Source organism: Mesorhizobium sp. M1334, from assembly GCF_040317995.1.
In the GTDB taxonomy this organism is placed as follows: domain Bacteria; phylum Pseudomonadota; class Alphaproteobacteria; order Rhizobiales; family Rhizobiaceae; genus Mesorhizobium.
The window spans coordinates 141068-156219 of the sequence record NZ_JAMYLM010000002.1 but is presented as its reverse complement, the minus strand read 5'-3'; the positions used below and the strand labels follow the sequence as shown (position 1 = coordinate 156219).

General features: G+C 62.9%; 14 protein-coding genes. 2 read left to right on the top strand and 12 right to left on the bottom strand.

Annotated features, from left to right (window positions below; all coding sequences use genetic code 11):
• Positions 1–49: 49 nt before the first annotated feature.
• Positions 50–1807, bottom strand: a complete 1758-nt coding sequence (locus NKH17_RS04145) for an outer membrane beta-barrel protein (RefSeq protein ID WP_352897077.1) — start codon at positions 1805–1807, stop codon at positions 50–52.
• Between the two features lie 150 nt (positions 1808–1957).
• On the opposite strand from NKH17_RS04145, the gene NKH17_RS04140 reads away from it, so the two are divergent.
• Positions 1958–2959, top strand: a complete 1002-nt coding sequence (locus tag NKH17_RS04140; RefSeq protein ID WP_254817072.1) for a KpsF/GutQ family sugar-phosphate isomerase — start codon at positions 1958–1960, stop codon at positions 2957–2959.
• Between the two features lie 13 nt (positions 2960–2972).
• Here the strand turns inward: NKH17_RS04140 and NKH17_RS04135 are convergent, their stop codons facing one another.
• The 7 genes from NKH17_RS04135 to NKH17_RS04105 form a co-directional block, all read right to left on the bottom strand.
• A complete protein-coding gene (locus NKH17_RS04135) occupies positions 2973–3437 on the bottom strand; it encodes an NfeD family protein (protein ID WP_352897075.1) in 465 nt (154 codons plus the stop codon).
• Positions 3438–3441: 4 nt separating this feature from the next.
• On the bottom strand, positions 3442–4389 hold the full coding sequence (locus NKH17_RS04130; RefSeq protein WP_254816928.1) for an SPFH domain-containing protein: 948 nt from the start codon (positions 4387–4389) through the stop codon (positions 3442–3444).
• 131 nt (positions 4390–4520) lie between these two features.
• The gene (hemH, locus tag NKH17_RS04125) at positions 4521–5585 is read right to left on the bottom strand and encodes a ferrochelatase (RefSeq protein ID WP_352478224.1); all 1065 of its coding nucleotides are present in this window, start codon (positions 5583–5585) and stop codon (positions 4521–4523) included.
• A gap of 150 nt (positions 5586–5735) precedes the next feature.
• The gene (locus NKH17_RS04120; protein ID WP_352897070.1) at positions 5736–7877 is read right to left on the bottom strand and encodes a 5'-nucleotidase C-terminal domain-containing protein; all 2142 of its coding nucleotides are present in this window, start codon (positions 7875–7877) and stop codon (positions 5736–5738) included.
• A 292-nt stretch (positions 7878–8169) separates the two neighbouring features.
• Entirely contained in the window at positions 8170–8544 is a 375-nt protein-coding gene (gene omp10 / locus NKH17_RS04115; RefSeq protein ID WP_254817073.1) for an outer membrane lipoprotein Omp10, read from the bottom strand.
• Positions 8545–8731: 187 nt separating this feature from the next.
• On the bottom strand, positions 8732–10177 hold the full coding sequence (locus tag NKH17_RS04110) for a homospermidine synthase (protein WP_352478228.1): 1446 nt from the start codon (positions 10175–10177) through the stop codon (positions 8732–8734).
• 122 nt (positions 10178–10299) lie between these two features.
• Positions 10300–11538 carry a hypothetical protein gene (locus NKH17_RS04105; protein WP_352897068.1) on the bottom strand — a complete coding sequence of 413 codons (1239 nt, stop codon included), beginning with the start codon at positions 11536–11538 and terminating at the stop codon, positions 10300–10302.
• A gap of 256 nt (positions 11539–11794) precedes the next feature.
• On the opposite strand from NKH17_RS04105, the gene NKH17_RS04100 reads away from it, so the two are divergent.
• Positions 11795–11977 carry a hypothetical protein gene (locus NKH17_RS04100; RefSeq protein WP_352478232.1) on the top strand — a complete coding sequence of 61 codons (183 nt, stop codon included), beginning with the start codon at positions 11795–11797 and terminating at the stop codon, positions 11975–11977.
• A 97-nt stretch (positions 11978–12074) separates the two neighbouring features.
• On the opposite strand, the gene NKH17_RS04095 is transcribed toward NKH17_RS04100, so the two are convergent.
• Genes NKH17_RS04095 through NKH17_RS04080 form a run of 4 tightly spaced genes read right to left on the bottom strand, consistent with a single transcriptional unit; the run spans position 12075 to position 15071 of the window.
• Positions 12075–13013, bottom strand: coding sequence for a heme-dependent oxidative N-demethylase family protein (locus NKH17_RS04095; protein WP_352478234.1), 939 nt, complete (start codon positions 13011–13013; stop codon positions 12075–12077).
• Positions 13010–13297 carry a YciI family protein gene (locus NKH17_RS04090; RefSeq protein ID WP_352478236.1) on the bottom strand — a complete coding sequence of 96 codons (288 nt, stop codon included), beginning with the start codon at positions 13295–13297 and terminating at the stop codon, positions 13010–13012. The genes NKH17_RS04095 and NKH17_RS04090 overlap by 4 nt, the downstream gene beginning before the upstream one ends.
• 17 nt (positions 13298–13314) lie before the next feature.
• Positions 13315–13977 carry an aminotransferase class IV family protein gene (locus NKH17_RS04085; protein WP_352478238.1) on the bottom strand — a complete coding sequence of 221 codons (663 nt, stop codon included), beginning with the start codon at positions 13975–13977 and terminating at the stop codon, positions 13315–13317.
• The gene (locus tag NKH17_RS04080; protein WP_352647591.1) at positions 13926–15071 is read right to left on the bottom strand and encodes an aminodeoxychorismate synthase component I; all 1146 of its coding nucleotides are present in this window, start codon (positions 15069–15071) and stop codon (positions 13926–13928) included. The genes NKH17_RS04085 and NKH17_RS04080 overlap by 52 nt, the downstream gene beginning before the upstream one ends.
• Positions 15072–15152: the final 81 nt, after the last annotated feature.

Below are 15152 nucleotides of genomic sequence, written 5' to 3'. Positions count from 1 at the left end.
ATGCCAGTCGTTATCGCAAAACCGCTGCACACCTTTGCGCGACATGCATTTAGCGCTGCAACTTCACGCCAACGAAAATGCTATTGGCCGTGTAGTCGCGTCCAACCAGGTTGCTGGTCAGTTTTTCAGTCCTGGCGCGGGTGGTGAGCCCGGTGTAGCGGTTCAGCCACCACGTCAGCCCTGCCTCGGCGCTCAGCGTCAAATCATGATCGTCGGAGCCGGTATAGTCGCGCCATTCAAGGCCGAGCGCGGCATTTCCGGTCAGGTTGGCGCGGATCTGCCGCTCGCCCGTGAGGCTGCCGGAATAGAGCATGGAGCCGCTTTCGCCCGCATTCGTCGTGTTCTCGGCGGTCGTCTGTGCGGTGAGCCCGATCGTGGTGCCGCGTTCGGGCGACCATTTGAGATCGGCATTGACCGTCGCGCCCGAAATCGCCGGCAGGGCGTCGTCGTCGATAGCTTCGCGCAGCCAGCCGACCGAGAACTCGCCGGTAAGCTTCTCGCGGAGATCGAGCTCGACGCCGGCCCGTGCGCCAAGCCTTGTCGAGGAGCGCTGGAAGCCGTTTGGATCGACGCGCAAATCATAAGCGCGCCGGCCGATCTCGATTTCGGTGAACGGCGTGATGGCAGGCGAGATCTCGTAACCAGTGCGCAAAATCGCCGTGTAGAGCGTCGAGTCGCGGCCCTTCTGTGACAGTGATCCGCCCGACGAAAGCTTAGCGTCGCCAAAGATGTCGTGCTCGACCGCGCCGGTCAGCGCGAAGCGCATCTTGCCGGCATCCTTCTCGACGGCGAGACTGCCGTTCACTGTCTGGCGCACCGGCTGGCCAACGGCGCCGACGACTGCGTCCGGCGCCGAGGCGGATTCGGGCACGGCCTCATAGCCCAGCTTGGCGATGGCGCGCAGATCATTGTCGAGATCGATGTTGAGTGTGCCGTCGATGTGGCCTTGCGCCTCGTGAATGTCATAGCCGGACAAGGTTTCGCGGAAGATGCCATAGCCCTCAACCGTCGCCGAATTCTCCCGCCAATCGGAGACGGCGTTGAAGCGCAGCGTCGTTTCCGACAGCAGGGCCGGCTTGCCGAGGCTGCTCGAATCGGCGTTTGTCGAAGACGTCAGGCCTTGCTCGAGCGTCGGCCGGATCACGAACGAGCCGAGCTTGATGCCGGTGGCGGCGAACGGGTCGTCCTCGTTCTTTTTGTTCTGGCCTTCGATGGCTTCGGTGCGCTCGGCGCCGGGGTCGAGCCTGAGCCTTTCGGCGGAATCGATGGTCACCGCACGGCGGTTGGCCGTATCCTGCTCGTCTATGGCGGCGGCGTCGGTGTCATTGGTCGTCGCTGCAGTCGCGGTTCTCTTGCTCGTATGGCTGTCCGTGGTCTCGGCTTCGGCGTTGGCCGCGTTGGCGGCGCGCGTTGCGCTTGGCCGCCGTCGCGGCGGCGGAGGAGGGTTGTCGGGAAATGGGTCGCCGCTGGCCGCCGGCGGATCGAAAGTGCCGCCGGTTGCGGCCGCTTTGCCCGTGCCGTCGTCAGGCAACGCCCCCTGGCTGGCCGGACGATAGGTAGGCAGCGGCGTATTGTCGTTGGGGGTTGCAGCCGCCTGGGCGGCTTGGGTTCCAGCCATGCTCGTTTGCCTGATCTTGTACTGCTGGTCGTCCAGGATTGTCGATTCCGAAACCTCGCCGCGCAGCTCGGTTTCCTGGGCGCAAAGCAGTGTCGGACGCGACAACGCAAAGACAGTGGTTGCCAGCAGCAATGCGCGAACCGCCTTGCCCTTTCGTCCCGTTTTGTTTTGAGGCTGAAACCCGGACATCGGCACCACTGCTTGCGCGGCGCACGCGCGCCATACTTACGAAACCGTAAATGGGGATGGTTAACGGAGCGTTGAGGGATGGCCCGCCAGGGTGTTCGGGGCGGCAATTCCGTTGGACAGGCGCGCGCCGAAGCGCTAATCGCATCGTCCATGGACGTGAAATCCCCAGACAGGAAGCGGCACGACGGGCAGGCCGCGATTGCCTCGGCGCTGAGAACGGTGGCGACAGAGCAGGCCGGCGTCGCGGCATTGGCCGACGCGCTCGAAAACGGGCTGGCCGAGCCGTTCGCACGGGCCGTCGACATGGTGTCGCAGATCGATGGCCGCGTCATCGTCACCGGGGTCGGCAAAAGCGGCCATATCGGCTCGAAGATTGCCGCAACGCTCGCCTCGACCGGCACGCCAGCCTTCTTCGTTCACCCTGCCGAAGCCAATCACGGCGACCTCGGCATGATCGCCAGGAACGACGCCATCATCGCCCTGTCGTGGTCGGGGGAAAGCCTCGAGCTCAAGGGCATCATCGCCTATTCGAGGCGCTTCTCGATCCCGCTGGTCGCGGTCACCGCGGGCGAAAAATCGGCGCTGGCGCGTGCGGCCGACGTGGTGCTTCTGCTGCCGCGAGCACCGGAAGCCTGCCCGCACGGGCTTGCGCCGACGACCTCGACGCTGCTGCAAATGGTGATGGGCGATGCGCTGGCCATCGCGCTGCTCGAGGCCCGCGGCTTCACCCCGGACCATTTCCGCACGTTCCATCCCGGCGGCCAGCTCGGAGCCAACCTGACGCAGATCCGCGAGATCATGCATGTCGGCGATAGGCTGCCGCTGGTGTCGTCCGGCACCGGCATGCGCGAGGCAATCCTCGAATTGTCGCGCAAGGGGTTTGGCTGCGTGGCGGTGACTGCCGCGGACGGCAAGCTGATCGGCATCATCACCGATGGCGACATCAGGCGCCATATCGGCAGCGATCTCTTGGCCATGAGCGTCGATCAGGTGATGACCAGAGAGCCAAAAATGGCCGCGCCCGACACGCTGGTGGCGACGGCGCTGCAGACGATCAACGACTCGGCCATTACCAGCCTGATGGTGGTCGAAGGCAGGCGGCCGATCGGGCTCGTCCATCTGCACGACCTGCTGCGTATCGGTGCTGCCTAGTCTAGCGAGTTTTCTAGACCGCCTCGACCGTCAGTTCCAGATCGGTATCAGCGGCACCCGTCACGCGCACCTGCGTGCCGGCCGGGAGGTCGGGGCCGGAGACACGCCACAAGGTGTCGCCCAGCTTGATGCGGCCGCGCCCGTCCTTGATCGGCTCGGCAAGGGTCGCCGTCCGGCCGACCATCTGTGCGCCGCGGCGGTTGAGCAGGGGCTGGTCGGTCTCATCGTGGCGTCCGCCCACCAGCCGCTTGCCGACATAAGCCGAGACCAGCGACAGCACGAGGAAGGCGACGACCTGGACCTGCCAGGTCCAGAAACCGGCGCCCCAGATGAGCAGCGAGACGACGCCGATCAACAGTGCGGCAATGCCGATCCACAGCATGAAAATGCCGGGCGCGATGACCTCCATCACCAGCAGGATGAGGCCGAGGACCATCCAGCTCCACGGGCCGAGTTCGGAAACAATGCGGTCGAACATGGCCTCAGGTCTCGCTGGGACGAACCACGGGCGGGCGGGCCTGTCGTGCTGGACCGGCGGTGCCTTCGCCCTTGAAAACTTCCCTGGCGATTTCGCCAATGCCGCCAAGCGTGCCGATCAGTGAGGAAGCCTCTATCGGCATCAGCACGAGTTTACTGTTTGTCGCGGAGCCGATCCTGGTCAGCGCTTCGGTGTATTTCAGCGCGACGAAGTAGTTGAGCGCCTGCACGTCACCCTTGGAAATCGCCTCCGACACCACCTGCGTGGCGCGTGCTTCAGCCTCGGCCGATCGCTCGCGCGCCTCGGCGTCGCGGAAGGCGGCTTCCTTGCGCCCCTCGGCCTCCAGAATCTGCGACTGCTTGAGGCCCTCGGCGGCGAGGATCTGGGCGCGCTTATTGCGCTCGGCCATCATCTGGCGGCCCATCGATTCGACGAGATTGGCCGGCGGGTTGATGTCCTTGATCTCGACACGGGTGATCTTGATGCCCCAGGGATGCGCCGCCTCATCGACGACGCGCAGCAGGCGCTCGTTAATGGCGTCGCGGTTCGACAACAGCTCGTCGAGGTCCATCGAGCCCATGACGGTGCGGATGTTGGTCATCGTCAAATTGAGGATAGCGTTCTGCAGGCCGGCGACCTGGTAGGCGGCCTGCGCCGCGTTCAGCACCTGATAGAAGGCGACGCCGTCGACGGCAACAGTGGCGTTGTCGCGCGTGATGATCTCCTGCGTCGGGACGTCGAGCACCTGCTCCATCATGTTCATCTTGGCGCCGATACGGTCGACGAAGGGCATGATGAGGTTGAGGCCCGGGCTCAATGTCTTGGTGTAACGGCCGAAGCGTTCGACGGTATAATTATAGCCTTGCGGAATTGTCCGGATGCCTTTGAAAAGCACCAGCACGACAAGGGCGACAAGAACAAGAAGCGCGATATCGAAACCACTGAAACCCATTTGGCTCTCCCCTCAAAGGCCGGCCATGCCGGACAGTTCCACGCGGCCGGCTTGATCAAACACTTAAGTGTGTTTCAGCAACGTTACAATCAGGTGATCATGGATTGCCGGTGAATAGACGGGTGATCTGTTCAGGCCCAGCCGGACAGCTCGCGCCGCACCATTGCCTCGATCACCGCCATGCCCTCGGTACTGTCGTTGAGGCAAGGGATGTGTGCGAACTTTTCACCGCCGGCATGGTGGAAGGTCTCGGCCGCTTCCCTGCCGATCTCGTCCAGCGTCTCGATGCAGTCGACGGAAAAGCCGGGGTTGACGATGGCGATCGATTTCACGCCTTCGCGCCCTAGTCTTTCGACCGTCTTGTCGGTGTAGGGCTGCAGCCATTCCTGCGCGCCGAAGCGCGACTGAAAGGTGGTGATCAGCTTGTTTTCCCCCCAGCCGAGCTTTTCGCGCAGCAGCCGCGTCGTCTCGAGGCAATGGGCCTGGTAGGGATCGCCCTTGTCGGAATAGGGTTTCGGAATGCCGTGATAGGAAGCGATGACAATTTCCGGTTCGAAGTCGAGGTTCGCCAGATGCTTTTCGATCGAACGGGCGAGCGCCTCAATATAGGCCGGCTCGTTGTAATAGGGCGGCACGCTGCGAATGGCCGGGGCGCGGCGCATCTTCATCAGCGCGCGAAACAGCTGGTCGTTGGCAGTCGCAGTCGTCGTCGCCGAATATTGCGGATAGAGCGGGAAAGACAGGATGCGCTCGCAGCCTTGCTCGACCAGTCTCTTGGCCACGCTCGCGGTCGAAGGGTTGCCGTAGCGCATCGCCCAGTCGACAACGACATTGGGGAGGTCGCCGAGCGCGAGCCCGAGCTTCTCGGCCTGGCCGCGGGTGTAGGTGCGCAGCGGCGACTCGTTGCGCTCCCGGTTCCATATCCTGGCATAGTTGGCGCCCGACTTCTTCGGCCGGGTGGTGAGGACCAGGCCGTAGAGGATCGGATACCAGATCGCCTTGTTTAGCTCGATGACGCGTGGATCGGACAGGAACTCCCGGAGGTAGCGCCACATCGGCTTGAAGCCGGTGCCGTCGGGGGTGCCGAGATTGATCAGCATGACACCGACCTTGCCGGTCCTGACCGGAGGGCGCCCTGCCGACGGCGAGGCGGCGGTCTTCTCGGCTTTGATTTCAGCAGGGTTGGCAAGCGTCATGAGGTTCTCCAACACCGCGAACCAACGGTGCCGCGGCGAAAGTAGCGATGCCGCGCCGGTTTTCAAATGCTGCGTCTGGCCGCACCTTATCCCAGAAATGCAACACCCGCCCGGTCTGCCGGGCGGGTGCATTGCGTTCCTGCGGCCGGATTACTTCGACGCCGCCGGGATCGTCAAAGTTGCGCCGACCGGCAGCCGGCGTGGCTCGTAGGCTTTGTTGGCATCGGAGATTATTTTCCATTTGGTGCCGTCGCCATAGGCCTTCACCGCGAGATCCCAATAGGTATCGCCGGCGACGATTATATGGCTGCCTTCGGCCGGTGCCGGCTCAGCCGGCTTGGCGGGCTCGGCAGGTTTTGCCGGCTCGGTTGGCGCCGGTTCACTTGGGGCTGGCTGACTCGGGGCCGGCTGACTCGGGGCAGGCGCCGTCTCGGCCGGTTCAGCCGGAGCAGGGGTCGCCGGAGCCGGTGTGACCGGAGCCGCAGGTGCCGCCGGCTGGGCCGGCTCGGCGGGTGCGGGTGCCACCGGCGCGGTTTCCGCCGGGACGGCCGGCGGCGTCTTGGAAATGTCGCCTGAGCCGGCCGGCATTTCGGGCATTGCCGGTTCAGCAGGCTTTGCCGGCGCAGCCTCAGCAGGTTTTGGCGGTTCGGCAGGCTTGGCCGGTTCCGCGGCCGGGGCCACGGTCGCGGCGATCTCGGTGATGCGGCCGTCGAGCTTGGGCGTATAGGGCCGGTGCGCGCCGAGGTAGTCGGCGACGACCTGTTCCAGCCCCGGGCCGTAATCATAGGCGTTCTTGGCCTTCTCGGCGAACACCTTATAACCGTCGCCGCCCTGGCGGACATAGTTGTTGGTGGCGACAAGGTAGTCCTTGTCCGGCTTGATCGGCGTCCAGACGCCGCCTTCCATGACCTCGACCGATTTGACGCGTCCGTTAGGCGGCGCCGATTTGTCGAACGCATATTTCATGCCGGCAACCTGCGGGAAGCGCCCGGCGCCGTCCTCGACCTGGCTGAGGCCGCTTTCGAGGCCGGCAACCAGATCCTTGCCGGAGATCTGGAAGGTCGCCAGCGTGTTCTGAAACGGCAGAACGGTGAGAATCTCACCCATGGTGACGGTGCCCTGGTCGATCGAGGCGCGCAAGCCGCCGCCATTTGAGATGACGATCTCGACACCCTGGCCCTTGACCCGGTCGAGGACGGCGTCGGAGACCAGATTGCCCATCTCGCATTCGCGGGCGCGGCAGTTTTCCCGGCTGCCGTCGATCGCCTTGGTGGTCTCGGCAACTTCCTTGTTCTTCAGAGCCTCGATCGGCGCGCCGAGTTCCTTGATGCGGGCAAGCACGGCGGGGTCGGGCGTGATCGATTTGTCGAGATGGATGGGATCGCCGCTGGCCTCTTTGACAACGCCGTTGTCGTCGAACACGACCTTGAACTCGCCGAGATATTTCGAATAGGACGCCGCCTGGACGACCGGCACTTTGTAGCCGTCCGGATTGTCGACCATCGTCGGATAAGGGCCTTCCGCCTTGGGGTCGGTGTTGGAGAGCAGCGAATGGCTGTGGCCGCCGACCACCACGTCGACGCCCGGGATCTTGGCGATCACGTCGCGCTCGCGCTTGTAGCCGATATGGGTGACCGCGATGATTTTGTTGACGCCCTCTCCCTTCAGTTTCTCGACCTCGGCGGTGATCGACTTGACGTCGTCTTCGATGGCGATGTTCGGGCCAGGCGAGGTAAGCTCCGGCGTGTCGTTGGTGACCGCGCCGACGATGCCGATCTTCTGGCCGCCGACCTCGACCACGATCGATGGCTTGACGCGGTCGCCGAGCTTGGATTGCGCATTGGCCTTCACGTTGGCGCCGAGCACCGGAAACTGGATCATGTCGAGAAACGGCGCCAGCGCCGACTCGCCATCGTCGAACTCATGATTGCCGAGAGCCTCGGCATCGAACTTCATCTGGTTGAGGAATTCGCCTTCTGTCTTGCCCTTGTAGGTCGTGTAGAAGAGCGAGCCCTGGAAATTGTCGCCAGCGCTGAGCAGCAGCACGTTCTGGCCTTCCAGCTGCTTGCGCTCCTGCGCGATCGCTGTGACGAGGCGGGCGGCGCCGCCGACGCATTCACCCTTGGTCTCTTCCTCGGCCGAGCAGGTCGATTCGTACTTGTTGTTGCTCTCGATGCGGCTGTGCCAGTCGTTGATGTGCAGGATGTTCAGCGTGTAGTCGGCAAAGGATACCCCTGCCGACAGGCCAAGTGCCGATGCCGACAGCGCGGCGATGGCAGCGATCTTCTTCATTCTCGTCTCCCGGATGACTCGAGTACAGCGCCGCGCGTCATTTGGGACGCGCAAAGGACGCTGTACCATTTTTATTTTGCGCATGATCCTTTCCGAAAATCGACTCCGATTTTCGGGGTCATGCGCAGACGCGTTTAACGCTCTTGTTTGACTTGGATGTAACAGCCCTCTCGGGCCATGTTCACATCGCGTTTCAGTCGATGCAAGCGGAAATCGGCATCAGCTTTGCCGGCGCAAGAAGACGGCGGCTTGAAGCCGCCGCCCTTGTGCAAAGTCAATTCGGAATCGAACTTCAGGTGCGCCTGGTCAGCACAAAATTTTGTCCGCTCGCGCTGGTGCAATTGAGCTGGCTGGTGGAGACCATCAAGCAGTTGAAGCTGATCGGCGTCTGGCGGATCAGCGAAGTGCCATGGATCTCGACCGAGGTGCCGCCGGTCATGGTGTAGCTGCCATCGGCAAGCTTCTGGCCGGTGTCGGTGGCGACGGTCGCGAAGCTGCCGCCCTTGAAGGTGGATAAGCCGGTGCCCTGCGCGTCGATCCAGGAGCCTTCGACCCCTTTGGCGGTGATCACCGGTGGCTCGCCCGGGCCGGTGGTGGTGCAGGCCGCCAACGTGACGGCAGCGGCCGCGGCAATGCCAGCCGAAAGCAGTCTTTGCGCAATCGTCATCATCAAGATCCTCTCCTCTCGCATCGGCTCGAAAATCGATCCGATTTTCGGAAAGCACGATGCGCACATTCAAAGTGCTGGAGCGTACTTTGTGCGTCCAAATGGACGCACGTCGCTCTAGGCCGCCCCTCTTCAATCGCCCGATTTCCGGGCGATTGCAAGCTGGCGGAGTGTCGAGGCAACGCTGCTATCGAACGAGGATGTTGCGGAATTGCCACGGGTCTTTGGTGTCGAGGTCCTCGGGAAACAGACCAGGCCGATTGTCGAGCGGTGTCCAGTCCGTATAATAGCTCCTGACCGGCCCCAGATAGGGGTTCTGCACGTCGAGGCAGCGCTTGTAATCCATCTCGTCGGCTTCGACGATGCCGGCCTCCGGATTTTCCAACGCCCAGACCATGCCCGCCAGCACCGCCGACGTGACCTGCATGCCGGTAGCGTTCTGATAGGGCGCCAGCTTGCGCGCCTCGGCCAGCGACAGCTGCGAGCCGTACCAGTAGGCGTTCTTGGCGTGGCCGTAGAGCAGCACGCCGAGTTCGTCGATGCCATCGACCAATTCGTTTTCGTCGAGCACGTGATGCGCGGGCTGGGCCTTGCCGGCGGCACCGAACATCTCATGCAGCGACAGCACGGCGTCGTTGCAGGGATGATAGGCGTAATGGCAGGTCGGCCGGTACTGCACCTTGCCCTTCTTGCCATGCAAGGTGAAGAAATCGGCAATCGAAATCGCCTCATTATGCGTCACCAGGAAGCCGTATTGCGGACCGGCCGTCGGGCACCATGTGCGCACGCGCGTGTTGGCGCCGGGCTGCTCCAGAAAGATAGCGGCCTTCGAGCCGTTCTTGTGCTTTTTGGCGTTCTTCGGCATCCACGCCTCGTGCGTGCCCCAACCGAGCTCGGCCGGCTGCAGGCCTTCCGAAATGAAGCCTTCGACCGACCAGGTGTTCCAGAACACGTTCATCGGCTTGGGTTTCTTGGTGCGCTGGGTGTCGCGCTCGGCGATATGGATGCCCTTTACGCCGGCCTTCTTCATCAGCTTGGCCCAGCCTTCGCGATCGTGCTGCGCGGGTTCCGCGAAGTCGAGGCCAAGATCTGTGGCGAGGTTGACCAGTGCCTGCTTGACGAACCACGAGACCATGCCGGGATTGGCGCCGCAGCATGAGATCGCGGTAGTGCCGCCCGGATTCTTTGCGATTTCCGTACGCACCGTTTCGCGCAACGCATAATTGGTGCGTGAGGCGTTGTCGGCCTTTTCGTCGAAATAAAAGCCGAGCCAGGGCTCGACCACCGTGTCGATATAGAGGACGCCAAGCTTGCGGCAGAGCTTCATCAACTCGAGCGAGGAAGTGTCGACCGACAGGTTGACACAGAAGCCCTGGCCGCTGCCATTGGTCAAAAGCGGCGTCAGCAGCTTCTTGTAGTTCTTCTTGGTCACTGCATCCTGCATGAAAGTGATGCCGCGCTCGTCGAGCAATTTGCGGTCGGCGTCGCGCGGGTCGATAACGGTCATGCGCGACTTGTCGAATTTGAAATGGCGCTCGATCAGCGGCAGCGTTCCCCGTCCGATCGAGCCGAAGCCGATCATCACGACAGGGCCGGTGATCTCACCGTAAACGGGCCAGTTTTCATTCGCCATTTATCGATTACTCCCTCAAAAAACGCTTCGGAACAGCGGCTTGGCCGCGGCGCGACAAACCATAGATCATTGTCACAATAAAGCGAAAAGCGGACGGCCGGGCTCACGCCGCGCCATTCCGGCTACGGCTCGTCCAGTCTTGCGAATTCAGGCTTGAAGAGGGCATGTGCCTCGGAGACCGGCAGTTCAAGCAGATCGTCGGCGCAGGCCTGGATGGCATGCGGTAGGGTCTGGAGCCCGAACACCAGAACCTGCTTGTCGCCCTCACGCCAGAGGCTGACCGCCAAATATTCGCCGACGAGATCGTCCATACCGCATTCAGCTTCGTGATCAATATCGGTCTGATCGGTCGGTTTCTTGCGCCGCTGCTTGACCAAGGAGACGAGGGAAGGACCGGGCTTGCCATCCACCGTATCTGAGAAAATGTCCTGAAGGCCAAGCAGGACGCCGCGCCGCACATCCATGATGTAGGCGTCCGAATAGTTGGTCGGATGCGCTCCGCCGCAGAAGATGCTGCCGGACTCCCGCCAGCTCATCAGCAGCGGCGTCAGCGAGCTCACTTCGAATGTGCTGTCCGCATAGCCTCCGAGCGTGCCGTCGTTCACGCCGTCAATCGGCCCGCCTTCGTTGAAACCGGCATCTTGCGCCGCCACGCAGCCCAGTGCGCCGATGTTTGCGCGCCAGTGCCTGTCTTGCAGCAGAGCATTCGCGGCCTCGATCGGAACGTTGCCGGACAGTTCGACAATGCGCGGCGTGGCGAATTTGGTGCGGGGGTCGACGACATAGCGGTAGGTCGCGTCCGGCCAGCCAGTCGTCTTGCCGTTATCAAGCTGAGTGTTCAGCCGCAGATAGTCATACGGGGACGTCTCCATGGTGATCGGCGTGTCATTGGCGAAGAACTTCATGAAGCTGAAATCGTAGAGATCGAGCGGGCTGCCGGGCTCGTTCCCGGTCACCTGCCGACTTGCGACCCGCTCCAATCTGAGCGGCAGCGCCCTCTTTCCGTTCCAACTGCCTTCAAGGGTCTTGCCGTTACTGGATGAGGCCAGGCGCCACACGGCGGCAATCGGCGCGGCCTTTCCGTCATCGCAATTGTCGGCGCCGCATGCCTCCTCCTCGGCCAGTTCGAACCTGCTGCCCTTTTGGGACCGGGCCTGCAGCGGGATGTCGACGCCCTTCGAGCGGTAGAAATAGCGGCCGGCCAGCGGGCTGCCGGGCGCCGCGGGGTCGTCGGTGAATTCGACGACGATATCGCTCTTTCCAAGCTTGCCGGCATAAGTCACCGGCTCTGCCTCGGCTGCTGTCGACAGTACCAGGATCGCGGCCATGAACGTGACCGGCCTGCTAAGATGCTGGATCATTGTTCCCCCAAGCCACAAGTTAGAGTTGTCGTCCGCCAGCAGTCACGGTCGGCTGTCAGGCCCTTGTAGTCAAGTTGTGCCTCGTCCAGCACCAGACGCTGCTCAGCGAAAAAAGCTGCGACGCCGCCCCTGGTGCGGCTGCCGCATCCGCCCGTTTCAGCTACACCGGAGTGGCGCTGATTGCGCTCGGCTTATCTGGATCAAGGGGCAACTCGAAGCCGAGCGGCTCTATCTCGCGGGGGGATTGGCCGCGGCCATGTATGGAGCATTCTTCGCGGCCATGCTCTCGCGGCCGATCTACGGCGGCGTGCTGTATGACGAGAACGGCTATCTGCCGTTCCGGCCGCCGTTTGGACCGGCGGGCTGGCGGTGGGATGTCAACGTCACCGTCTTTACCGCGATGTCCGCGATCCTGCTGCTGGGCGTGGCTGCGATTTAGGGAATCCGAGGAAAAGTGTGAAACGGTTTTCCGTCCGGAATTGCGCAAGAACAAAGAGATAGAGCGGTTCGGCGTTTCCGTGAAACGACGAACTGCTCTAGGACAGCGCCAGCGCCCCGAGCCGCTCGACCAACCGGTCACGGTCGGCGGTCATCCCCTTGTAGTCGAGCTGTGCCTCGTCCAGCGCCAGAAGTTGTTCGGCAAAGGACGCTGCGAGCGCCGCGCGGTCGCGGTGGCGCTCCAGCAGGGCGAGCGGGTCGAGATGAATGCGGATGGTGAAGAGTATGTCGCCGGAGACCGGGAGCTTTCTCAGCGTCTGACGCTCGACGCGGATGAAAGCATGAGCGTCGATGTCGCCGTCCGGGAATCTCGACGGGCGATTGCTGGCGCGGTCGATGCGTTCGATGTTGGAGAGCGGATGGTAGAGTGCGTCGCCGGCCTGGATCGACCAGTTGTAGCGCTCGACGGCTTGGCCCTGGAGGCCATCGAACATGCGGTTGATGAGATCGGCCGGGCGTGTGCCTGGACCGAAACCCGGTACCGGCGCATGGATCTGCTGCAGCGGCTTGCCGAATTTTTCGATCAGCGACCATGACGACGGGAAGCAGAGCGAGCCGGCCGCCAGACGCCAGCCGCTCTCGTCACGGCGCATCAGGATCAAATCCTCCTGGACGAGCAACGAGGCCGCGACAAGCGGCGCATCGCTGAAAGAAGCTGAGGTGCCTGAACCCTCGAGATTGTCGATGCCGTCGATCACCTCGATCGCATTGTCGGTACGCCTGTGGGTTTCAGGAAAGTTCGCCGCCAGATGCGCACCGAGCAGATCGAGCACTTCGCGCTGGGCGTCGCGCGTTGCTTGCTCCTCGACAAAAACCTTGTCTGGAATTTCCGTGTAAAGCCGGCGTTTCTCGGCAAGATAGGGCAGCAGATATTCGTCGACCTCGATCCATCTATCGAGACTGAGCGGCTTCAACCCGATGGTGAACAGTTTCGAGGAGCCGTCATAGGGTGTGTGAGTCGGTGGGCGGAAACTCATGCTTCTTTGTAGGCTTCCAGTGCGGCAGCGGCCATTCTCGCCGTGAATTCGGTGATTTCATAATCGGCGGCACCTGCCTTGGCGAAGGGATCATCCGCCAGTCTGGCATCGAGCACTTTGCGTGGACCGCGCGCGATGATGATGCCGCCGGTCCTTGGCCGCTTTGGCCCGGAGGCGACAAAGATACCTTGCGCATAGCAGGCCTTCAGCCACTCGACATGCGCTTGCTGCAGGCGGTCGATCTCGGTCAGCGGCACCTTGTAGTTCAGCGAAACCACGAACATTGTTGTCTCCCGATGCTTCAGCCCAGCCGCGCCGGGATCAATCCGCGCAGCGAGTTGCCGACGAACAGCGCCTTGGCCGATTTCAGTTCGTTCCACGTGTAGACCGCTTCACCGGCGCGGCCTTGATCCAGCAGTTCGCCGCGCAGGACGCCAGGCAGCAGGCCGCAATCGAGCCGCGGCGTGGCCAGCACGCCGTCGCCGAAATCGGCAAAGACGTTGGTGATCGTGCCCTCGCAGATTTCGCCGCGCTCATTGGCGAGCAGCACCTCGTCGGCCCGGCCGGCCAGATATTCGGCGCGGGCGCGCGTATAGGTTTGTCGGCGGCTGGTCTTGTGACGCAGCAGCGTGTCGCTCGAATCAAGCCGCACCCGTGCCAGCTGCAGGGTCCAGACCTTGTCTGCGGCGAGCGGCTCGTAGGGCTGCACCGAAACCGCGACTTCGCCATTGCGCGACAGGACGAGGCGGGTGCGCAACGCGATATGCTGGCGGCCGACCGCATTCATCAGCGCTTCGCCGACCCGTTGCGGATCGCAGGCGAAGCCGAGTTCGTTTGCCGAGCCGTAAAGCCGCGCGAGATGGCGGTCGAAACGGAGGAAACCCGAGCCGGGTTCCCAGCGCATTGTTTCGATCAGTTCGAAATCGGCAGTGTTCCCGTCGCGAAACGGGCTTTCAGCAGACACTCCTGATACTCCTCTTCGGCTGTCGAATCGAAGACGACGCCACCGCCGACATTGTAGACCGCCTCGCCATTGGCAAAGAGCGAGATGGTGCGGATCGCCACCGAAAAGCGCATCCGGCCGCCGGGCGCGATCCAGCCTATGGCGCCGCAATAGACATCGCGCGGGCCACCTTCCAGCTCGCGCAGGATCTCCATGGCGCGGATCTTCGGTGCGCCGGTAATCGAGCCGCAGGGGAACAGCGCGGCGAAAATCTGGCGGATGGTGAGGCCGGGCAAGAGTTTCGCCCGCACGCGGCTCACCATCTGGTGGACGGTCGGGTAGCTCTCGATGCGGAAAAGCTCCGGCACATCGAGCGTGCCAACCTCGCTGATCAGTGAGATGTCGTTGCGCAGGAGATCGACAATCATCCGGTTCTCGGCCTGGTTCTTCTCGTCGTTGCGCAAGAATGCTTTCAGGCGATCGTCCTCGGCTTTTGTTGCGCCGCGCGGCGCGGTGCCCTTCATCGGATGCGTCTCGATCATGCCTTCCGCGTCCACCTCGAAGAACAGTTCGGGCGAACGCGACAAGACGATCGGATCGCCGAGCGCGACCAGCGCCCCATACTTCACCGGCTGGCGTTCAGTCAGCGCGTTGAAGGCGACCAGTGAATCGCCCGACCATTGTGCGTGGACCGGAAAGGTCAGATTGCCCTGGTAGCAGTCGCCCTTGCGGATATGGTCATGCAGCCTGGCAAAGCGTTTGGCGTAGTCGTCCGAAGACCAGGCTGCCTTGGGGTCGAAGATTGGGCCGTTGCTAGCCGGCAGATCGCCTGGCGCGATCGTCTCTTCGACTGGCGCGTCGAACACGCCGAGGCAGAAAAGCGGGGCGCGGCGGCTGGCCGGCAGCAGCGGAACGAGCTTGGGTTCGAGCAGGTAACCGGCCTCATAGGAGAAATAGCCGGCCAGCCATTTGCCGCCGTCATGTGCTGCCTGCGCGGCTTCCAGGGCCGGCAAAAAGTCCGCCTCGCCATGCGCTGCGATTATCTCGGCCGGCCGGTCGAAAACGAGCTGACGCGCGGTCTCGTCGTTCCGGAAAATTGCAAAGGGCAGGGGCATAAGGCTCGAATGCTGCGGTCACCAGCGATCGATCTATATGGGGGCTCGACCGTGTGCAATCGAGGGAGCGGCGTCTCAAGA